Below are 20,145 nucleotides of genomic sequence, written 5' to 3'. Positions count from 1 at the left end.
GGCCGCGCGGGTCATGCCTGAGGAGAAATGGAATGCTGATCAGCCACAAAAAATCGTGGGTCATGGGGGTCGGGGCGCTGTGTACGGCGCTGGCTGCACTCAATGCCTTCGCCAACCCACCCGCTGCGCCGCAAGACGCCCGCATGGTCAAGACCGAAGGCGCGCCGGATCTGAGCCAGGCCGACTTCGACGCGGCCAAGCAAATCTACTTCCAGCGCTGCGCCGGCTGCCATGGTGTGCTGCGCAAGGGCGCCACCGGTAAACCGCTGACACCCGACATCACCCAGGGCCGCGGCCAGGCCTACCTGGAGGCGCTGATTACCTACGGTTCAGCCGCCGGCATGCCCAACTGGGGCACCTCCAACGCCCTGACCAAAGACCAGATCACGGTAATGGCCAAGTTCATCCAACACACCCCGCCTACCCCACCGGAATGGGGCATGGCCGAAACCCTCAAGACCTGGAAGGTGCTGGTCAAACCTGAAGACCGGCCCACCCGGCAACTCAATTCACTCAACCTGCAAAACCTGTTTTCAGTCACCCTGCGCGATGACGGCAAGATTGCCCTGGTCGACGGCGACAGCAAAAAGATCGTCAAGCTGATCGACACCGGTTACGCGGTGCACATTTCGCGTATCTCGGCGTCCGGGCGTTACCTGCTGGTGATCGGCCGGGACGCCAAGATCGACATGATCGACCTGTGGCCGCAAGAGCCGACCAAGGTGGCCGAGATCAAAGTCGGGATCGAGGCCCGCTCGGTGGAAACCTCCAAGTTCAAGGGCTACGAAGACAAGTACACCATTGCCGGCTCGTATTGGCCGCCGCAGTTCACCATCATGGACGGCGAGACCCTGGAGCCCAGGCAGATCGTCTCGACGCGCGGCATGACCGTCGATACCCAGCAATATCACCCCGAACCGCGGGTCGCGGCGATCATCGCGTCACATGAGTGGCCGGAGTTCATCGTCAACGTCAAGGAAACCGGCAAGGTGATGCTGGTCAACTACCAGGACATCAAGAACCTCACCATCACCAGCATCGACGCCGCACCGTTCCTGCATGACGGTGGCTGGGACAGCAGCCATCGCTATTTCATGACGGCGGCGAACAACTCCAACCAGGTGGCAGTCATCGACTCCAAGGAGCGCAAGCTCACCGCCCTGGTGGATGTCGGTAAAACCCCGCACCCGGGACGCGGCGCCAACTTCAACCATCCGCTCTACGGCCCGGTCTGGGCTACCAGTCACCTGGGTGATGCCGGCGTCTCACTGATCGGCACCGACCCGGTCAAGCATCCGCAATATGCCTGGAAACAGGTGGACTCGCTCCAGGGCCAGGGTGGCGGTTCGCTGTTCATCAAGACCCACCCCAAGTCCCGTCACCTGTACGTCGACACCACCCTCAGCCCCGACACCAAGCTCAGCCAATCGGTGGCGGTGTTCGACATCGACAAGCTCGACGCCGGCTACACAGTGCTGCCGATTGCCGAGTACGCCGGTATCAAGAAAGGTGCGATGCGCGTGGTGCAACCGGAATACAACAAGGCCGGCGATGAAGTCTGGTTCTCGGTCTGGAGCGGTCAGGAAGACGAGTCGGCGCTGGTGGTGATCGATGACAAGACCCTCAAGCTCAAGAGCGTGATCAAGGACAAACGCCTGATCACCCCTACCGGAAAATTCAACGTTTACAACACCCAACACGACATCTATTGAGCCCCATCAATAAGAGGAAAAACCATGAAGCCTATTCTGCTTGCCCTGACCTTGAGTGCCGCATTCAGCCTGCAACCGGCGCTGGCCCAGGACGGCCCGACACTGTTCAAGAGCAAACCCTGTGGCGCCTGCCACTCCATTGACACCAAGTTGGTAGGGCCGGCGCTCAAGGAGGTGGCGGCAAAAAATGCCGGCGTCGCCGGAGCACAAGAGCTGTTGGCCAAGCACATCAAGGAAGGCACGCAAGGAAACTGGGGACCAATGCCGATGCCAGCCAATCCGGTGACCGATGAAGAAGCCAAGATCCTCGCGGCGTGGGTCTTGACCCTTAAGTAACGTTGATTAAGAGCATCTCCCTGTGGCGAGGGGATTTATGGGGGAGCAAGGCTTGCTCCCACATAAATCCCCCACCACAGGGGCCGCTCTCGGCTTTATTTCTCAAACAGGAGTACGTCATGGACCGACACCGCTATGCAACCCGGATGACCACCCTCCTCTTCGTCTTCTGTACCCCGGTGCTGGCCGCTCCCGACCACCAGCGCCAGGCCCAACTGCAACACCTGCTGGTCCAGGACTGCGGCGCCTGCCACGGCCTGCACCTGACCGGAGGCCTCGGCCCACCTCTGACCCGTGATGCCCTGGCCGGAAAAAACCGCGACAGCCTCATCGCCACCGTCACCCAGGGACGGCCCGGCAGCGCCATGCCCGGTTGGGAGCCATTGCTCGGTCCCGACGATATTCGCTGGTTGGTGGACCGGCTCCTTCAAGGAACTCCCGCCCCATGATCCGATCTCTGCTGTCTCTCACCGCCTGCGTGCTGTTGCTCTCGGCTTGTGCCCAGCCACCGCTGCGCGGCACCGGCGACTTGGGCGTGGTGGTGGAGCGCGCCACCGGCAGCCTGCAAATCATCGAAAGCGCCACCCGCACCGCCCTCGCCCGCGTCGAAGGGCTGGGGGATCTGTCGCACGCCTCGGTGGTGTTTTCCCGCGACCAGCGTTATGCCTATGTATTTGGCCGCGATGGCGGCTTAAGCAAGGTCGACTTGCTGAGCGCACGCATCGACCGTCGCATCATTCAGGGCGGCAACAGCATCGGCGGCGCGATCAGCCAGGACGGCAAGCTGATCGCCGTCTCCAACTACGAGCCCGGCGGCGTCAAGGTATTCGACGCGCAGACACTGGAACCGGTCGCGGACATTCCAGCCACACCATTGCCCGACGGCCAAAAACGTTCGCGGGTGGTCGGCCTGGTGGACGCGCCGGGGCAGCGCTTCGTATTCAGCCTGTTCGACACCGGCGAAATCTGGACCGCCGACTTCAGCCAGGGCCAGACACCACGCATCGAACGCTTCACCGCCATCGGTCGGCAACCCTATGACGCACTGATTACGCCGGACGGGCGTTATTACATGGCCGGACTGTTTGGTGAGGACGGCATGGCGCAACTTGACCTCTGGCACCCGGAGCGCGGCGTGAAACGGGTGCTGGACCAGTACGGGCGCGGCGAGGCGCGGCTCCCGGTATACAAGATGCCCCACCTGGAAGGCTGGGCCCTGGCCGATCAACAGGCCTTTGTGCCCGCCGTTGGCCATCATCAGGTGCTGGTGCTGGACGCCCGCACCTGGCAACCGGTCGACGCCGTCGCCGTGGCCGGCCAACCGGTGTTTGTCACCGCCCGTCCCGATGGCCGACAGCTGTGGGTCAACTTCGCCTACCCGGACAATGACCGGGTGCAGGTCATCGACACCCAGACTCACGCCATCATCGCCGACCTGCGACCAGGGCCTGGGGTGCTGCACATGGAATTCACCGCTCGGGGCGACCAGCTGTGGCTGTCCGCTCGCGATGGCGGTGAGGTGCAGGTCTGGGATCCGTATCGGCTCGAACGCCTGAGCAGCCTGCCTGCCCTGAGCCCCAGCGGCATCTTCTTCAGCAGCCGTGCGCACAAACCGGGGTACTGACCATGACACCAAGCCCACTCGCCCGCCGCCTGATCGATCAGTTCCAGCATGGCCTGCCGTTGTGCGCCGAACCCTATCGGGCAATGGCCGATGCCCTGGGTTGCAGCGAAGCCCAGGTGCTCGATTGTCTGCAGCACCTGCAACTGGCGGGCACCCTGTCAAGGGTCGGCCCGGTGTTCGAACACAGCCGAGCCGGGGCCAGCACCCTTGCCGCCCTGGCGGTGCCCGTGGACCGATTGCACCAGGTCGCAGCGCGCGTCAGTCAGTACCCGGAAGTCAATCACAACTACGCCCGCGAACATCGCTACAACCTGTGGTTTGTGCTGACCGGGCCTGATCGTGCCCACCTGGACAACATTCTCCAGGAACTGGAAAACGACACCGGCCTCACGCCGCTGGACCTACCCATGCTGACCGCTTACCGCATCGACCTGGGCTTTGCCCTGGAGGTTACCCCATGAACACGACCCTGAGTGACCACCAGTCACTGCAACTGCGCCGTCTGCTGGAGACCGGTCTGCCCCTGACATCTCGGCCCTTCCAGGCCCTGGCCGAGCAGATCGACGCCAGCGAACAACAGGTTCTCGACCAGGTGCGGCACTGGCAGGAACAGGGCTTGTTCCGCCGCGTCGGCCTGGTGGTCAATCACCGCGCATTGGGCTTTGCCGCCAACGCCATGCTGGTGCTGGACGTGCCGGATGCATTGGTCGATGAAGTCGGTCGCCGCCTTGGCCAGGCGCCGGGCATCAGCCTTTGCTATCAACGACCACGACGCTTGCCCCAGTGGCAATACAACCTGTTCTGCATGATCCACGGTCGCCAGCGCGACCGTGTCGAGGCCCAGGTCCAGGCACTGTTGGAGGAGCACTGGTTGAGTGATCTGCCGCACCAGTTGCTGTTCAGCACCCACCTGTTCAAGCAGTGTGGCGGACGCTACGCAACACCGGCCGGAGTGGCGATCGATGGATGACCTGGACCGACGCCTGATCAATCGCCTGCAACTGGGTTTGCCGCTGGTACGCCAGCCCTGGCAAGCCTTGGCCGATGAACTGGACAGCAGCAGTACCGAACTGCTCGACCGGCTGCACGAGTTGCTCAACGACGGCGTGCTTACCCGCTTCGGCCCGATGTTCGACATCGACCGCCTGGGCGGCGCGTTCACCCTGGCGGCGCTGGCGGTGCCCGAACCGCGTTTCGACACCATCGCCGAGCTGCTCGCGGCCATGCCCGAAGTGGCCCACAACTACCGTCGCGAGCACGCCTGGAACATGTGGTTCGTGCTTGCCTGCCCCAGTGAACAGGCGATCAGCGACACCTTGTTGCGTATCGAACGCCTGACCGGCCTGGAGCCGCTGAACCTGCCCAAGGAGGAGACCTACCATGTCGGCCTGTATTTCCCGGTCTGAGCCGTTGCCGCAGACGCTGCCTCGCCTGGATGAAACGCCACTGGCCATGCGGCTGGTGGAACTGACCCAGGACGGCCTGCCCTTGCTCGAAGATCCCTGGGCCTGGCTGGCCGAGCAACTGGGGCTGAGCGTGGAATCGACCCTCGACCTGCTCAAGCGTTTGCAGGCCGAAGGCGCGATCCGCCGCATCGCCGCGGTGCCCAATCACTATCGCCTGGGTTATCGCCACAACGGCATGACTGTCTGGGATGTCGCCGACGCAGATGTGCCGCGCCTGGGCGCGCTGCTGGGTGCACAGCCTTTTGTCAGCCACTGCTACCGCCGCCCGCGCCGGGCCGGTTGGCGCTACAACCTGTTTGCCATGGTCCATGGCCGCAGCCGCGAGGAAATCGACAGCTACCGCGAGCACCTGCGCTATCTGCTGGGTGAGGCCTGTAGCGCCGACGACATGCTGGTGAGCAGCCGCATCCTGAAAAAAACCGGCCTACGCCTGTCGCCGGTGGGAGCAAAGCTTGCTCGCGAAACAGCCGCCTCGGTTTCTGAGGGACCGCATCGGCTTCAGGGCGGGCAAACCTAGCCCCCACAAGGAAGGAGTGACTTATGTTGAGGATCAGCCATTACCTGCGTGCCCTGGCCGGTCAATGTCCCGCGCCGCGTGTTGCACCACCGGGCAGTACACGAGCGCCGGTGGTGATCTGGAATCTGCTCAGGCGCTGCAACCTGACTTGCAAACACTGCTACGCCACCTCGGCCGACAGCGTGTTTCGTGATGAGCTGGACACGGCCGCGGCGCTCAAGGTCATCGACGACCTGCATGACGCGGGCGTACGGGTATTGATCCTGTCCGGCGGCGAGCCGCTGCTGCGCGAGGATCTGTTCCAGCTCAGTGCCTATGCCCGGCGCAAGGGATTCTTCCTGGCGCTTTCCACCAACGGTACGCTGATCGACCCGAGCAACATCGAGCAGATCGAGGCGGCGAACTTCGATTATGTGGGCATCAGCATCGATGGCCTGGAAGCGACGCACGACGCCTTCCGCCAGCTCAAAGGCAGTTTCGCCAGTTCCATGGCGGCCATCAGGTTGTGTCGCGAACGCGGGATTCGGGTCGGATTGCGCACCACCCTGACCCAGCAGAACCACACCCAGTTACCGCGACTGCTGGATCTGATGAGCGAATACGACGTGCAGAAATTCTATCTGTCGCACCTCAACTACAGCGGTCGCGGCAAGCGCAGTCGTCAGCTCGACGCCCGGCAACAGATGAGCCGCGAGGCCATGCTCCTGATCTTCGAGCGGGCCTGGAGCGACATCCTGCACGGACGCGACACGGACTTCGTCAGCGGCAACAACGACGCCGATGCGGTGCTGTTGCTGCAATGGGTAGCCTCACGCCTGCCCCATCACTACGCCGAACTGGAACGCATGCTCAAGGCTTGGGGCGGTAACGCCTCGGGCAGCGGCATTGCCAATATCGACAACACCGGTGAGGTACACCCCGACACTTACTGGTGGCAGCACTCGGTGGGTAACGTGCGCCGGACGCCCTTTCGCACACTCTGGCTGGAACGTCCCGACGCTCTGCTGCAAAAACTGCGCGAGCATCCGCGCACCGTGGGTGGCCGCTGCGGACAGTGTCGTTGGCTGGCCATCTGCAACGGCAACACCCGCACGCGCGCCTGGGCCGACGGCGACCTGTGGGGCCAGGACCCCGGCTGCCACCTCAGCGATGACGAAATCGGCTTGCACACGCTTCCCAGCGCTTTGATTCCCAGCGTTGCACTGCCCTGCGCCCGATAACCCGACGGCGAACCTGATGATGAACCAAGGAAGTCCCATGTCTGCCTCTATCGTTCTGCCCGCTGCCCTGCAATCGTCCTTCAGACCGGGGGAAGTCGCGCTGGTCGGCGCCGGTCCCGGTGACCCTGGTTTGCTGACGTTACGCGCCTGGAGCCTGTTGATGCAGGCCGACGCGGTGATCTATGACCGCCTGATCAGTGCGCAACTGCTGGGTTTGATCCCGCTGACGTGCGCCCGGCATTACGTCGGCAAGGCCGCCGGCTGCCACAGCCTGCCCCAGGCCCAGATCAACCAATTGCTGGCCGACCTCGCGGACCAGGGCCAGCGGGTGGTCCGGCTCAAGGGCGGCGACCCGTTCATCTTCGGTCGCGGTGCCGAAGAGCTGGAATACTTGCTGGCCCGTGGTATCGATTGTCAGGTGGTGCCCGGTATCACTGCCGCATCCGGTTGCAGCGCCTACGCCGGCATTCCGCTGACCCATCGCGACCTGGTCAATTCCTGCCGTTTCATCACCGGCCACTTGCAGCGCGAAGGCGATTTGAACCTGCCGTGGCAAAGCCTGGCGGATGACAGCCAGACCCTGGTGTTCTACATGGGCTTGTCGAACCTGGGCAGCATTGCCGCACGGTTGATGGCCGCAGGCCTGGCCGCCGAGACTCCGGCGGCATTGATCAGCAACGGCACTCGTCCCGACCAGCAGGTGCTACGTGGCACCCTGCAACAACTGCCGGCCATGGCACGAGATTGCGTTGAAGGGCTGCCGACATTGACGGTGATCGGTAAGGTGGTCGGCTTGTTTGCCCAGCAGCCGATGCAGCATCCGGCGCGCGTTCATCCCAAACCCCAGCCTTTGAAGGTGGCGCTATGAAACGCATCGGGCTTGCGATGCTGTGGATCGGTACGAGCCATGGCGCCGTTACCACCGGTGCCGACCTGGAACAGGCCGAGCGCAATTACCAGCAGCTCTGCCAACAATGCCACGGCGTGAACCGCATCGGCGGCGCCGGGCCGGCGTTACTGCCCCAGAGCCTGGGCCGGATCAAGCCCGGCGAAATTCGCCAGGTGATCGAAAATGGCCGCCCCGCCAGTCAGATGGCGGCCTTCGGTACGCTGCTGGAGCCTGCACAAATCGACGCCCTGGCGCTTTATCTCCAGCGTCCGCCCAGCGTCGCGCCCAATTGGAATGAAGAGGATATTCGCCAAAGTCATCGGGTGCTGGTGGACGTCGCCACATTGCCCGACCAGCCGCAACACCGGGCCGACCCGCTGAACCTGTTCGTGGTGGTGGAAGCCGGCAATCATCACGTCGCGGTGGTCGACGGGGATCGGTTCGAGGTGCTCGCGCGCTTCGCCTCGCACTTTGCAGTGCATGGCGGACCGAAGTTTTCCCCGGACGGGCGTTTTGTCTACCTGGCGTCGCGCGATGGCTGGATCAGCCTGTATGACCTGCACAACCTCAAGCTGATCGCCGAAGTGCGGGCCGGGCTCAATACTCGCAACCTGGCGGTGAGCAAGGACGGTCGCTGGGTGCTGGTGGGCAACTCGCTGCCCGGCAATCTGGCGGTGCTGGATGCCCGGGACTTGTCCCTGGTCAAGACGATCGCGACGCTGGGCAGGGATGGCCAAGCTTCGCGGGTCAGCGCGGTCTATACCGCTGCGCCGCGCAACAGCTTCATCGTCGCACTGAAGGATGTGAACGAGGTTTGGGAACTGCCCACCGGTCCGAACCCGGACTTCGTGCCCAGGCGCATCGAGGTCCAGGATCATCTGGATGACTTTTCCTTCTCACCCGACTATCGCCAGTTGCTCGCCACCTCGCGCAAGGCCCAGGGTGGACAGGTGATCGACCTTGACAGTGGCCAGGTGGTCAGCGACATCAGCTTGCCGGGCATGCCGCACCTGGGCTCGGGCACCTATTGGAAGCGCGATGGCCGCTGGGTGTTCGCGACCCCCAACATCAGCAAAGGACTGGTGTCGGTGATCGACATCAACACCTGGAAAGTCATCAGGCAGATCCCTACCCTCGGGCCGGGTTTCTTCCTGCGCAGCCATGCCAACTCCCGCTATGCCTGGACCGACGTGTTCTTCGCCGCCGGCAACGATGCCATCCACCTGATCGACAAACAGACCCTGGAAATCGCCCACACCTTGCGCCCCATGCCCGGCAAAACCGCCGCCCACGTCGAATTTACCCACGACGGCCGCTACCTGCTGTTGAGCATCTGGGACACCGACGGCGCGCTGATCGTCTACGACAGCCACACCCTCAAGGAAATCAAGCGCCTGCCCATGAACAAACCTTCAGGCAAATACAACGTGGGCAACAAGATCGAATTTGCCGAAGGTACGTCTCACTGAACGGGCGATCAGGGCAAACCTGCTCACCTCAGCGGGAGCAGGTTGCTCGTTCAATGATTCATCGGCGACATAGCGGTGGCCTGTCCCAGCAGCTTCTGGTCGATGTCTTGCAGACGCAGCACCTGGCCGCCGGTCTCGCGGGCGAGTTTTTCCGCCGCCTGGGCGTCGGCGAACGTGGCCAGGACGACGCCCATGGCGCCCTTGAGCTTGGAGCCGACGACGAAATAGGCGGTCCGGGCATCGATCAGGTGCTCATCATCCGGGGTGTTCCAGTGGCTGCGCCCCATGTCGTGGACGTACAACTGGACGTCGGCCCGATGGTTCTCCGGCTGCAGCCACCAGCTGAGCATCTCGGCCGGCGAGCAGAACTTCTTCACGCCGCTGGCGGTCGCTGCGGCGCCCTTGGGTCCGGGAAAATCCGTGATGACCATGCCGCAGACATGGCACTCGTCACTGGGATGGAACGCCAGCGCCGCCTTTGAGGCCGGTGTCGACTCAGGCTTGCCGCATGCCACCAGCACCAGGCACACCAACACTCCGGCCAGGACTCGGCCCGTCCTCGAATACACCCTGTTCATCGTTACATGCTCCCTCTATCAAGATCAGAAATCACGGACACCGACGGTTGAACAATCGATAGGCCAGCCACAACGGCACAGCCATCCACAACCACAGGCACAGCCAGAGCCAAGGCCCGGGCACCGGCAGGTCGCTGCCCAAGGTCAGCACTGCCGCGCCGCTGGAACCGGCGTCGAACCCCGACAGGTTGATCAGCCGATACACATCGGTGGGGTTGAACAGCAACAGCCACGGCAGCAGGTCCGGACTGAACCTGCCCTCGCTCAGCACCAGCAGTGCCAGCAACGCCAGGTCAAACACCAGCACGAAGAAAAACCACACCCCCAGCGCCAGCCCGGCGGCGGTGGATTTCTCCGCCGACAGGCTGCTCAGCACATAGGCCAGCCCCAAAAAAACCCAACCCAACAGCGTGCTGGAGACGATGAAGCGGCCAAAGGCCCAGAGCAGCAGGCTCAGCTCGATATCGTCCACCAGCAGGGCTATGGCGAACATCGCGCAACCAAAGCCGATCAGGGTCGCCAGCGCCAGGATCAGGCCGTGACCGACAAACTTGCCCAGCAGCAACTGCCCGCGCCCCAACGGATACGTCAGCAACAGCAGCAAGGTGCCGCTCTCGTCCTCGCCGACGATCGCGTCATAGGCCAGCAACAAGGCGATCAACGGCATCAGGAACGTTGCCAGGCTGGCCAGGCTCGCCACCGTTGCCGGCACCGAGGTAAACCCCAACTGGCCGGACGCCGCCGCGCCAAGCCAGGCGATGCCGATGGCCAGCACGGCGAACAACAGACTGATCGCCAACAACCAGCGGTTGCGCAAGCCGTCACTGAATTCCTTGCGGGCCATGTTCCAGATCGGGTTCATGAGCCGGCCTCCTCGGTCGCCGCGCGAACCATGTAATGACGGTACAAATCTTCCAGGGACGGCGGTTTGATCTCGACATCCGTCGGGTCATCCTGGGCCAGTAACTGGCGCAGCAACTTGAGTTTGCTGCCATCCGGCGCGGACACCTGCAGCCCTTGCGCGCCCCACCCTTGGGTGAGGTGTCCTTCGCTGCGCCAATGCTGGCGAAGCCAATCGGCCCGCGACAGGCCCGAGGCGCGGATCAGCGTCGGCAGCCCCGCGTCCTCGCGCAACCGGTCCAGGCTGCCCAGGGCCAACAGACGACCTTGGGTGAGAATCGCGGCGCGGTTGATGTGAGCTTCCACGCCAGGCAAGACGTGCGAACAAAGAATGATGCTGGTGCCCTGCCAGCGCAGCCGATCGAGCAGTTGATAGAGGTCCTGGGTGGCGATGGGGTCCAGGCCGACGGTGGGTTCGTCCAGCAACAGCAGCCGCGGCTGGCCGAGCAAGGCCTGGGCCAGCCCCAGGCGTTGGCGCATGCCCTTGGAGTACGTGCGCACACGCCGCCGGGCCGCTTGCGCCAACCCGACCTCCTCCAGCAAGCGCTCGACCTGGTCTGGCGCCGCGCCCTTGAGGCGGGCGAAATGGCGCAAGGTTTCCAGCCCGCTCAACTGCGGATAGAACATCACGTTCTCCGGCAGGTAACCGAGCATTCTGCGCACGCCCGGATCACTCGGCTCCCGGCCAAATACCCGCACCTGACCCTCACTGGCGCGCAGCAGACCGAGTATCAGTTTCATGGTCGTGGTCTTGCCCGCACCGTTGTGCCCAAATAGGCCGAGCACTTCGCCCTGGGCCAGGTTCAGGTTCAGCCCGCGCAGCACAGCGGCATTGCCGTAGCGCTGACTGACGCCTTCGATCTCGACGACGTTCAAGACGCGTCCTCCTGAGCACTGTTGCGTGGCGGGGGCTGGAGCGGCGCGTGCATCAATGGATGGCTGTCCATCACCCCGGGGGATTTCATGACCGGGAACGCCCGCTGTACCCAGCGCAGCAGCTCGATACCCGGACTGTTCATCAACAGCCGTACCTGGGGGTACAGCCACAGCAGGCGATCGACGTTGTCGTTGGGTTCATAGGCCACGTCTCCCAGTCCGTCGCCATTGCGATCCCAACCCAGGTAATCACTCCAGTAATTGCCGCGCCCGTCCACCGACCACTCCTGCAACCGCGTGGCCACGTATTTGACCTGGCGCTGGTTGCCGGCGAACACGTTGCCGGCGATGCGGTTGTCCTCCGAACCGGCGGTCAGGTGGATGCCCACCGCGCTGCGCTCGAAATGATTGCCTTCGATGCGGTTGAACAATGAGTTGTAAATGAACAGGGCCTTGCCCTCGGCACCGGTGATCATGGTGTCGCCGGTGGACCCGTCGCGAACATCGGTGACCACGTTGTCGCGCAGGGTGGAATAGGTGATGTAGTTCATCAGGATCCCGTAGTTCTGGTCCTGTTCGGAGCGGTTGCCGATGACCGTCAGTTGACGGCTTTGCATCAAGGCATAACCGGTGCGGGTGCGCCGGGTGACGTTGCCCAACAGACGGTTATCGTTAGCGAACATGTAGTGCACGCCGTAGCGCAAATCCTCAAGGATGTTGCCCTCGAGCAGGTTGCCGTTGGAGGTGTCGATATAGATGCCGTCGCGGGTCTCGCGTACGTGATTGCCGATGACCCGGGCACCGTGTACCGCGTACAAGTGAATGCCGTTCCCCCGGTCCTGGGAGCGCAGCCCGGGATCGCCCTGGATGCGGTTGTTGATCAGGCTGACGTCCCGCGCGCCATCGACCCAGATACCGAAACCCTGGCCCTGCATGCGGTTGGCACGGACCACCGCACCCTGGGCGACAGGCTGGATGAACACCGCGGCATTCATGGCCGTGAGGTCGTGGCCCCAGTCCAGGAAGGTACAGCCCTGGAGCTGGACGTTCGGGGCGCGAATGATCAACCCATTGCCCTCACCCTGCCCCTGGAATACCGCATCAGGCGCGCACGTGAGGGTCATGGGTTGGTCGATGCTGAACGAGCCGCGGTATTGCCCTGCAGGCAGGCGCCATTGCCGTTCACCGTCGGCCTGCAATGGCAAGTCGGTGATCGGCTGCGGCGCGGCAAGCGCGCCGCCCGACAGTAGCAGGAGCACCAGGGCAATGACCGGTGCGCGAGCGTAGCCCGCAGGCTGTTGCTGGTTACCGGTCATTGAACCCGTCTCCTCGTTGAACCTGCTCAGGCCTTTTCAACCAGCATGCGCCCGACCATTTCCATGTGCAGGGCGTGGCAGAACCAGCTGCAGTAGTACCAATGCAACCCGGCCTTGTCGGCGATGAAGGTGATGGACGAGGTCTGTTGCGGACTGATCTCCATGCTCACGCCGTGGTTGGTCATGACAAAGCCGTGGGAGACGTCTTCGATCTGGTCGATGTTGGTGATCGTCACCGTCACCTCGTTGCCTTGCTTGACGGTGAACTCCGTCAGGCCATAGGCCGGCGCCATCGAAGTCATGTAGACCCGCACCTTGTTACCGTCACGGATGACCTTGTTGTCGGTCTCCAGGTTGATGCCATCCTTCTTGGCCAAGGCCACGGTTTCGGCGAAGAACGGATCGGTGCGGCTCCAGATCTTCTGGGTCTTGATCTGATCACGCCGGGCAAGGATGCAGTCATGGGGTTCGGCAAAGGCCGGGCCATCGTGTACCAGCTTCATCTCTTCGCCGGAAATGTCGATCAACTGGTCGTTTTCCGGGTGCAGCGGACCGGTGGGCAGGAAGCGATCCTTGGAGAACTTGCACAAGACCACCAGCCATTTGCCGTCCGCCTCGCTGGTTTCGGTCAGGGACGCGTGGTTGTGGCCGGGTTGGTACTGCACATCGAGCTTTTGCTTGATGTAGTTGACCTTCTCGCCCTTGTAGGCACGGATGGCCTCGTCCATGTTCCACTTCACCACCTGACTGTCGATGAACAAGGTGGTGTAGGCATTGCCGCGCCCGTCGAAGGTGGTATGCAACGGCCCCAGGCCCAGTTCCGGCTCAGCGACGATCACCTCGCGCGGGTCTTTGTAGCGGTCGTCGAATAGATCATCCAGCCGGTCGATGGCGATCATCGAGACGGTGGGCGACAGCTTGCCGTTGGCGATGAAGTATTTGCCGTCGGACGAGGTATTGAGCCCGTGGGGATTCTTCGGCACCGGGATGTAGCGGGTGAACGCGCTGTCCTTGCCATCGGTTTTACGACCATCGACCACCGGCACCTTGGAGCCGTCCAGGGTGATGAACTTGCCGGCCTTGATCGCCGCTTCGATGCGCGGGATGTTGAACACCACCACCCAGTCGCGCTCGTTGCGCATCATGCCGCCCAGGTCGTAGGCCTTCTCGGAGTTGTAGCAGGTGCTGGCGGCGTACTTGCCGGTGTAGTCGGCGTCGGAGTTGTCCAGGTTGCCGTCGACGATCACCTGGAAGGCCATTTCCATTTTTTCGGCGTCGATGGCGTTGAACATCGTGTAGCTGTTCTTGTCTTGCAGGTCGAACGTGCGACCGTCATTGGGGTGCGGGATGACGAATTCGGCGTTGGCGAACACGTACTTGGTGTACGGCACCTTTTGCAGGCGCAGGCCATGGATCGCCTGGACGTTGGGCACGGTGAGAATCTTGTCGCACTTCATGATATCCAGGCGAATGCGCGCGACCCGGGAATTGGCCTTATCGTTGATGAACAGGTATTTGCCGTCGTATTTGCCATCGGTCATGGAGATGTGTGGGTGATGGCAGTCGCCGTTCTGGTACTTGGCGCTGTCACCCAGGATGCGCTTGCTTTCGTTGGTCAGCCCCCAACCGGTGGCCGAGTCGACGTTGAACACCGGAATACGCATCAGCTCGCGCATGGACGGTACGCCCAACACCCTCACCTCGCCCTGATGGCCACCGCTCCAGAAACCGTAATAGTCGTCCAGCTCTCCGGGGCCGACGTGGACTTTGGACTTGGCTTCCTTGGCCGCCGCAGCCCAGGACTCACGGGTGAACACCGCGCCGCCCAGCGCCGTGGCGCCGGCCAGTACGGCGCCGGTCACCGCACTGGTCCCTAGAAATCCTCGACGGCTGACGCCCCTGGGTTCTTCGACCGCGCCGCTGGTTTCGGTTTTTTTATCGCTCATGCTGTGTGCTCCATGAAGAATGAAAGGGTCAAGGGACAGGACATTCGGGTGTCTTAAGGCGCCGGGGTCACCTGCACCACGGGAATCAGTTGCGTCTCGGTCGCGCTCGCCTTGCTGCGCTTTTTGCGCTTGTTGATCAGTGGCGGGCATTTGTTTTCGTTGTGCCAGGTCATCTGGCAATCGAGGCAGTAGTGACATTCGTTGGCGTTGATCCGGCCATCGGGGTGAATCGCCTGGATCTCGCATTCCTTGGCGCACAGCTGGCAGGGGTTGCCACATTCCTTGCGGCGCTTGAGCCAGTCGAACAATCGCAGCCGGGTCGGCATCGCCAGGGCGGCCCCCAACGGGCAGATGTAGCGGCAATAGACTTTGCGGGTGAACAGGTTGACCACCAGCAGACCCAGCGCATACGCCACGAACCACCACTGACGGTCGAACCTGAGGGTGATGGCGGTCTTGAAGGGCTCCACTTCGGCCAACCGTTCGGCGCTGGACATCGACTCCAGCGAGACGCCGAACAGCACCAGCAAAATGATGTATTTGATTGCCCAGAGTCGCTCGTGGACGGCGAACGGCAGCTCGTACTGCGGCACTTTCAACTTGCGCGCCAGCTCGTTGAGCAACTCTTGCAACGCACCGAACGGACACAGCCACCCGCAGAACACCCCGCGCCCCCACAACAGAATGCTGGCGGCGGTGAACACCCAAAGGATGAAAATCAGCGGATCGGTGAGGAACAGTTCCCAGCGAAAGCCTTCGAACAGGGCATGAACGAAGGTCAGCACATTGACCACCGACAGCTGGGCCAATGCATAACCACCGAGAAACACCACGGTGAACATCAGGTAGCCACGGCGGACCCAGTGCAACAGCTTCGGGCGCCGGGCCAGCGCATCCTGCAGGAACAGGATCGCCGTGAGCACCAGCAGGGCCACGCCCAGTACGCTGATCTCGAGGCTTTTCTGGTACCAGAGGGTCAACCACATCGGTCGGCTGGCTTCTTCGGCAGCTGCCAGTTGTTCAGCCGTTGGCAATGGCCTTTCCAGATAGGGCTCGGGCAATTGATAAGCCAGTTCAAAGCTGCTGAAGATGCCACTGACAGGTCCGGTCTGACGACGCACCAGCAGCTCCAGGCTCCAGGGCGAACCCGGGTCGAAACGGTGGGAGGCGCGGACGATGAAAATCGCCATTTCGTCGAACTCCGGCATGTCCGTCGGCGCCACGTCGTCCAGACGCTGGAAGTCCAGGTCGCGAAAGCTGATGGCGTCGCCGAACTGACGCACCTGTACCCGATCGAAAATGCCGCCGCGCACATACCCCGAGCCCTTGAAGGAATAGCGACCGCTGCCCATCACGGCGATGGCCTGCTCGCCGGGTTTGAGTTCGGCCATCAACGTGCGGTATTGCGCCTCGCCCAGCAGGTTGCGACCGATGGTGGGCGGGTTCAGGTGGGTGACATACAGGTCGATGAAGGTGTCGTCTGCTTGCTCGGCGCTGGCGGCTTCAACACCCTCGGCCTCGGTCCCCTTGAAGGAAGCATCGGCCTGGCCGCGCGTCAGGTGCAGGCGACGCACCGCGCCGTTGCCGGTCAAGGTTTTCCAGTCGGCGGGTTCGTAGAGGTCATCGCGCACGCGTGCCGGCGCCACCGCCAACCCCGCGTCCCCCTTGACCAGCTCCAGGGAAACCGCGACATCGTGAGCGGCGCGCATGATGACTTCATTGACCACCATCGCCGTCACGGTGGCGCCGGCAATTGCATCCACTGTCACCGCGTTGGGGTCGCTGGAATGCCCCACCACCACCCGTTGATTGACCTTGATGCCGCTGTAGCGGGCACTGAACGCGTGGAGTTTTTCTTCGGCAATGCCGATCAGCAGGATCGGTTCGTGGTGCTCAAGCACAAAAGCATCGAGGATCACACCGGCCGGATCGAGGATCACCTGGACGTTGATGGGCTTGCCTGAATAAGCGGGAATGTCCACCACATCCAAGCTCTGGAACACATAGCCGACGACCTTGCCGGCAGCGGACAGTTTGCGAACCTTGAAGGGGCCGTCGGGCTCGGAGATCGAATCGACCGGGCTCAGGACCTGGTGGATGCGCTGTTGCTGGATATCACCGTAGTCCTTGGCCTGGGCGAGGCTTGCGATCAACAGCAGGAGAACGAGCAGCCCATGGAGCCAGAAGCGGGATGGGTGCAGCATCACAAAGGGAGGGGTCATGGACGCCAGGGCTTAAGGACAGGATCTTGGCGATCATGGTAGGACCCACTCCCCTGCGCGGCCCTTGATTGAAATCAAGTTGAGGAAATGAACTCCTCCGAGTGCCGGGCTCGACGCAATCAGGCGGCTGGTCCAAGTGAGCCACCGGTCCCCGCGCAGCCGCGCCACCTGCCGACATGTCGTTTCCTCCGGGCATTCGATTGAACATTATTCACGGCCTCGGATAAATGACCGATACCTCAGCCGCCGAGTATTGCTGAAACTGCGCTCACCCCATACAGGAGATCGCATCATGTTCAAACCCAAGGCCCTTGCCCTCACACTCGCCATGACCTGTTCATTGTTCGGCGGCGCGGTCCATGCCGCGGCGCAGCAACCTTCTGTCGTCATCGTCCATGGCGCTTTCGCCGACGGATCCGATTGGGGCAAGGTCGTCCCGCTGCTGCAGGCGGAAGGCATCAAGGTCACCGTGGTACAAAACCCGCTGACCTCGCTGGCTGACGATGTCGCCGCCACGCAACGTGTGCTGAACAACCAGGAGAACGATGTCGTATTGGTCGGCCACTCCTGGGGCGGTACCGTCATCAGCGAGGCTGGCACCGACAAGAAAGTACGCAGCCTGGTGTACGTCGCCGCGTTCGCTCCGGATGCCGGTCAAGCCAGTAAAGACCTGGGCAAGGACTACCCTGCTCCGTCCGGCGTGAAAGACATCGCCGCCGACAAAAACGGTTTCTTGTACATGACTGCCGAGGGCATGGCCACCGGTTTTGCCCAGGATCTTTCCGCAGAGCAAACCGCGGTAATGGCCGCGACGCAAGGGCCGATCCGCGCCTCGGCATTCGATGACAAAACCAGCGCCGCCGCCTGGAAAGGCAAGCCATCCTGGTACGTCGTGGCCAAGGAAGACCGGATGATCCAGCCTGATCTGCAGCGAGCTTTCGCCAAGAAGATCGGTGCCAAGGTCACCGAAATCGACGCCAGCCACGTGCCGCAACAGTCACGCCCGGCAGATGTTGCAAAAGTCATCATCCAGGCTGTTCAGAAGAGCCAATAATTTCAGGCCTCTTCTGCGCCGGGATCGAGGGAAGTGCTGCGTCAGGATGGATTGCAACCGGTCTCAGGACAGGTTGGCGGAAGCTCGGACGCAACGCACTTCCCTCGCAGCAGTCATCACATCTGGCGAGATTGAGCTTCGCCTCCTGCTACCCAGCCGCCGGCAAACATCCGTTGGAACCTTTTGCCCCCCTGCCGTCACTCATTGCCCAGCAAACAAAACGGCAGTCGATTGACCCGTCATCGTGCCCGGCTTCCCCTATCAATACCCTAGCGAGATTCACCGCATGTTCTCCCCAGCAATGATTTTGCACCTCGATCTACGCTTGAACCTGGCGAGCGATACCACCCCGACCAAGGAACCTCGCTCATGCCTATGAATTGCGCACGGAATAAACACCATTTCGATTTCATCGTCTGTGGCGCGGGAACCGCCGGCTCCGTCGTGGCCGGACGACTGGCCGAGAATCCCGAGGTGGAAGTGTTGCTCATCGAGGCGGGAGGCAGCGATGACCACCCCCACGTGCTGGAACCGGGGAATTGGCCGCTGAACCTGGGCACCGAGCGCGACTGGAACTTCGTGGGCGCCGCGAACCCTCATCTCAACGACCGGAAAATCCCATTGAATATGGGCCGCGGCTTGGGGGGCGGGTCCAGCGTCAATGTCATGCTGTGGGCCCGCGGCCATAAAAACGACTGGGAAGACTTCGCCGCACTCAGTGGCGACCCGGCGTGGAACTACGCGTCGGTCCTGAAAATTTATCAACGCGTGGAAGACTATCAGGGCACCTGCGATCCGGTGCGTCGCGGCAAGGGCGGACCGGTTCATGTCGCGCCTGTGCGAGACGCCCAACCGATTGCCAACGCCATGATCAGTGCGGCTGCCGGCATGGGTATACCGGCTTTCGAGAACCCGAACGGCGCCATGATGGAAGGCCGCGGAGGTGCAGCCTTGAACGACCTCATCGTCAAGGACGGCCGGCGTAATTCCATTTACCGCGCCTACGTCGCTCCACGCTGTGGTCAGCCCAACCTCACGGTCCTGACTGATACGCTTGTCAGTCGCGTGCTCTTCAGGGACCAACGCGCCATCGGCGTACAAACCATAAAAGATGGGCAGATCGAGTGCTTTTACGCCGATCACGAAGTCATTCTTTCGTTGGGGGCGGTCAACACCCCCAAGGTCCTGATGCAATCAGGCGTGGGGCCGGAGGAGGAACTGCAGCGCCATGGTATTCCGCTCGTCCAGCATCTCCCCGGCGTTGGCGCCAATCATCAGGACCACGTGTCCTTTGCCGTTATTTTCGAATACGCGGCTCCACAGCCGGTGGGTTACGGCGGCTCGGAGGCGACGCTCTACTGGAGCAGCGAAAGCGCTTTGCATCTCCCCGATATGTTCCACTGCCAAGTTGAATTTCCAGTGCCCAGCGCAGAGAACGCCTCACTCGGCGTTCCCGCACATGGCTGGACAATGTTCGCAGGCCTTGCCCATCCGGAAAGTCGCGGCCGGGTCAAGCTCAGCGGCCCGAATGTGACCGATGCGCCGATCATCCAGCCCAACACCCTGTCGCATCCCACCGACCGGCGCAACGCGCTGGAAAACATCCGATTTGTCCAGGAACTGGGCGCGCAGGCGCCATTCAAGGGCTTGGTCAAACGTGAAAGCCTGCCTGGAAAACTCAACATCCAATCGCTCGAACATTACGCTCGCAACGCTGCCGTTACTTACTGGCACCAATGCGGTACGGCAAAAATGGGCCAGGACGCGATGTCCGTGGTCGATAGTCAACTGCGCGTCTACGGCGTCCAGGGCCTGCGCATTGCCGATGCCTCGATCATGCCGCATATCACGAGCGGCAATACGATGGCCCCGTGCGTCGTGATCGGCGAGCGGGCCGTTGAGGCTATACGGTCCGCTTACGAGCTTTGAGCGTCAGCAGGCGCCGGTGACTGTGTTCGAGCCGGCCACTCGCCGAGGGCTGCGCCGAACCCTGCGGGAGAACCGGGCCTTGCTTGAATTA

19 protein-coding genes are annotated in these 20,145 nt (G+C 62.4%); 13 read left to right on the top strand and 6 right to left on the bottom strand.

What is annotated here, in order from left to right; genetic code table 11:
• Positions 1-143 precede the first annotated feature (143 nt).
• The 11 genes from nirS to BW979_RS16425 all read left to right on the top strand — a co-directional run bounded on the left by nirS (position 144) and on the right by BW979_RS16425 (position 9,233).
• The gene (gene nirS / locus BW979_RS16475; protein ID WP_231990623.1) at positions 144-1,712 is read left to right on the top strand and encodes a nitrite reductase; all 1,569 of its coding nucleotides are present in this window, start codon (positions 144-146) and stop codon (positions 1,710-1,712) included.
• Between the two features lie 24 nt (positions 1,713-1,736).
• Entirely contained in the window at positions 1,737-2,048 is a 312-nt protein-coding gene (locus tag BW979_RS16470) for a c-type cytochrome (protein ID WP_047225832.1), read from the top strand.
• A 119-nt stretch (positions 2,049-2,167) separates the two neighbouring features.
• Positions 2,168-2,497: a c-type cytochrome gene (locus BW979_RS16465; protein ID WP_047225831.1), complete on the top strand. Its 330-nt coding sequence runs from the start codon at positions 2,168-2,170 to the stop codon at positions 2,495-2,497.
• On the top strand, positions 2,494-3,672 hold the full coding sequence (locus BW979_RS16460; protein WP_076384500.1) for a cytochrome D1 domain-containing protein: 1,179 nt from the start codon (positions 2,494-2,496) through the stop codon (positions 3,670-3,672). The genes BW979_RS16465 and BW979_RS16460 overlap by 4 nt, the downstream gene beginning before the upstream one ends.
• Before the next feature lie 2 nt (positions 3,673-3,674).
• Positions 3,675-4,133, top strand: a complete 459-nt coding sequence (locus BW979_RS16455; RefSeq protein ID WP_076384498.1) for an Lrp/AsnC family transcriptional regulator — start codon at positions 3,675-3,677, stop codon at positions 4,131-4,133.
• The gene (ahbB, locus tag BW979_RS16450; protein ID WP_076384496.1) at positions 4,130-4,642 is read left to right on the top strand and encodes a siroheme decarboxylase subunit beta; all 513 of its coding nucleotides are present in this window, start codon (positions 4,130-4,132) and stop codon (positions 4,640-4,642) included. The genes BW979_RS16455 and ahbB (BW979_RS16450) overlap by 4 nt, the downstream gene beginning before the upstream one ends.
• Positions 4,635-5,078, top strand: coding sequence for an Lrp/AsnC family transcriptional regulator (locus BW979_RS16445; protein ID WP_047225827.1), 444 nt, complete (start codon positions 4,635-4,637; stop codon positions 5,076-5,078). The genes ahbB (BW979_RS16450) and BW979_RS16445 overlap by 8 nt, the downstream gene beginning before the upstream one ends.
• Positions 5,053-5,655, top strand: a complete 603-nt coding sequence (gene ahbB, locus BW979_RS16440; RefSeq protein ID WP_076384493.1) for a siroheme decarboxylase subunit beta — start codon at positions 5,053-5,055, stop codon at positions 5,653-5,655. Before BW979_RS16445 ends, ahbB (BW979_RS16440) begins: the two co-directional genes overlap by 26 nt.
• Positions 5,656-5,678: 23 nt before the next feature.
• The gene (gene nirJ, locus BW979_RS16435; RefSeq protein WP_076384491.1) at positions 5,679-6,875 is read left to right on the top strand and encodes a heme d1 biosynthesis radical SAM protein NirJ; all 1,197 of its coding nucleotides are present in this window, start codon (positions 5,679-5,681) and stop codon (positions 6,873-6,875) included.
• Between the two features lie 37 nt (positions 6,876-6,912).
• Positions 6,913-7,743: a uroporphyrinogen-III C-methyltransferase gene (gene cobA, locus BW979_RS16430; protein ID WP_076384489.1), complete on the top strand. Its 831-nt coding sequence runs from the start codon at positions 6,913-6,915 to the stop codon at positions 7,741-7,743.
• Positions 7,740-9,233, top strand: a complete 1,494-nt coding sequence (locus BW979_RS16425; RefSeq protein WP_083714405.1) for a nitrite reductase — start codon at positions 7,740-7,742, stop codon at positions 9,231-9,233. The genes cobA and BW979_RS16425 overlap by 4 nt, the downstream gene beginning before the upstream one ends.
• Before the next feature lie 50 nt (positions 9,234-9,283).
• On the opposite strand, the gene BW979_RS16420 is transcribed toward BW979_RS16425, so the two are convergent.
• Genes BW979_RS16420 through nosR form a run of 6 tightly spaced genes read right to left on the bottom strand, consistent with a single transcriptional unit; the run spans position 9,284 to position 17,071 of the window.
• On the bottom strand, positions 9,284-9,811 hold the full coding sequence (locus BW979_RS16420; protein WP_047225823.1) for a nitrous oxide reductase accessory protein NosL: 528 nt from the start codon (positions 9,809-9,811) through the stop codon (positions 9,284-9,286).
• 31 nt (positions 9,812-9,842) lie between these two features.
• A complete protein-coding gene (locus BW979_RS16415) occupies positions 9,843-10,673 on the bottom strand; it encodes an ABC transporter permease (protein WP_076384487.1) in 831 nt (276 codons plus the stop codon).
• Complete coding sequence (locus BW979_RS16410; RefSeq protein WP_076384485.1) at positions 10,670-11,587, bottom strand: ABC transporter ATP-binding protein; 918 nt, start codon at positions 11,585-11,587, stop codon at positions 10,670-10,672. Before BW979_RS16410 ends, BW979_RS16415 begins: the two co-directional genes overlap by 4 nt.
• Positions 11,584-12,903: a nitrous oxide reductase family maturation protein NosD gene (locus BW979_RS16405; RefSeq protein WP_076384483.1), complete on the bottom strand. Its 1,320-nt coding sequence runs from the start codon at positions 12,901-12,903 to the stop codon at positions 11,584-11,586. The genes BW979_RS16410 and BW979_RS16405 overlap by 4 nt, the downstream gene beginning before the upstream one ends.
• 26 nt (positions 12,904-12,929) lie before the next feature.
• Positions 12,930-14,849: a TAT-dependent nitrous-oxide reductase gene (nosZ, locus tag BW979_RS16400; protein WP_047225819.1), complete on the bottom strand. Its 1,920-nt coding sequence runs from the start codon at positions 14,847-14,849 to the stop codon at positions 12,930-12,932.
• Positions 14,850-14,902: 53 nt separating this feature from the next.
• A complete protein-coding gene (gene nosR, locus BW979_RS16395) occupies positions 14,903-17,071 on the bottom strand; it encodes a transcriptional regulator NosR (RefSeq protein WP_047225818.1) in 2,169 nt (722 codons plus the stop codon).
• A gap of 292 nt (positions 17,072-17,363) precedes the next feature.
• Here nosR and BW979_RS16390 point away from each other — a divergent pair, with 292 nt between their 5' ends.
• Both BW979_RS16390 and BW979_RS16385 read left to right on the top strand, forming a co-directional pair.
• Positions 17,364-18,125 (top strand): alpha/beta hydrolase, encoded by a 762-nt coding sequence (locus BW979_RS16390; RefSeq protein ID WP_047225817.1) that lies wholly within the window; start codon positions 17,364-17,366, stop codon positions 18,123-18,125.
• A 369-nt stretch (positions 18,126-18,494) separates the two neighbouring features.
• Complete coding sequence (locus BW979_RS16385; protein ID WP_231990574.1) at positions 18,495-20,054, top strand: GMC family oxidoreductase; 1,560 nt, start codon at positions 18,495-18,497, stop codon at positions 20,052-20,054.
• The last annotated feature ends 91 nt before the right edge of the window (positions 20,055-20,145 follow it).

Origin of the sequence: Pseudomonas sp. A214 (assembly GCF_900156295.1) — a bacterium.
In the GTDB taxonomy this organism is placed as follows: domain Bacteria; phylum Pseudomonadota; class Gammaproteobacteria; order Pseudomonadales; family Pseudomonadaceae; genus Aquipseudomonas; species Aquipseudomonas rhizophila.
The sequence above is the reverse complement of the archived record's forward strand: the minus strand, read 5'-3'. Positions and strand labels throughout refer to the sequence as shown.

Coding starts and splice junctions, on each gene's coding strand:
- BW979_RS16425 (WP_083714405.1), top strand. CDS start 7,740: ATGAAACGCATCGGGCTTGCGATGCTGTGGATCGGTACGAGCCATGGC.
- nosZ (WP_047225819.1), bottom strand. CDS start 14,849: ATGAGCGATAAAAAAACCGAAACCAGCGGCGCGGTCGAAGAACCCAGG.
- ahbB (WP_076384496.1), top strand. CDS start 4,130: ATGAACACGACCCTGAGTGACCACCAGTCACTGCAACTGCGCCGTCTG.
- BW979_RS16455 (WP_076384498.1), top strand. CDS start 3,675: ATGACACCAAGCCCACTCGCCCGCCGCCTGATCGATCAGTTCCAGCAT.
- BW979_RS16415 (WP_076384487.1), bottom strand. CDS start 10,673: ATGAACCCGATCTGGAACATGGCCCGCAAGGAATTCAGTGACGGCTTG.
- nirJ (WP_076384491.1), top strand. CDS start 5,679: ATGTTGAGGATCAGCCATTACCTGCGTGCCCTGGCCGGTCAATGTCCC.
- nosR (WP_047225818.1), bottom strand. CDS start 17,071: ATGACCCCTCCCTTTGTGATGCTGCACCCATCCCGCTTCTGGCTCCAT.
- BW979_RS16460 (WP_076384500.1), top strand. CDS start 2,494: ATGATCCGATCTCTGCTGTCTCTCACCGCCTGCGTGCTGTTGCTCTCG.
- BW979_RS16445 (WP_047225827.1), top strand. CDS start 4,635: ATGGATGACCTGGACCGACGCCTGATCAATCGCCTGCAACTGGGTTTG.
- ahbB (WP_076384493.1), top strand. CDS start 5,053: ATGTCGGCCTGTATTTCCCGGTCTGAGCCGTTGCCGCAGACGCTGCCT.
- cobA (WP_076384489.1), top strand. CDS start 6,913: ATGTCTGCCTCTATCGTTCTGCCCGCTGCCCTGCAATCGTCCTTCAGA.
- BW979_RS16385 (WP_231990574.1), top strand. CDS start 18,495: ATGCCTATGAATTGCGCACGGAATAAACACCATTTCGATTTCATCGTC.
- BW979_RS16465 (WP_047225831.1), top strand. CDS start 2,168: ATGGACCGACACCGCTATGCAACCCGGATGACCACCCTCCTCTTCGTC.
- BW979_RS16420 (WP_047225823.1), bottom strand. CDS start 9,811: ATGAACAGGGTGTATTCGAGGACGGGCCGAGTCCTGGCCGGAGTGTTG.
- nirS (WP_231990623.1), top strand. CDS start 144: ATGGTCAAGACCGAAGGCGCGCCGGATCTGAGCCAGGCCGACTTCGAC.
- BW979_RS16390 (WP_047225817.1), top strand. CDS start 17,364: ATGTTCAAACCCAAGGCCCTTGCCCTCACACTCGCCATGACCTGTTCA.
- BW979_RS16405 (WP_076384483.1), bottom strand. CDS start 12,903: ATGACCGGTAACCAGCAACAGCCTGCGGGCTACGCTCGCGCACCGGTC.
- BW979_RS16470 (WP_047225832.1), top strand. CDS start 1,737: ATGAAGCCTATTCTGCTTGCCCTGACCTTGAGTGCCGCATTCAGCCTG.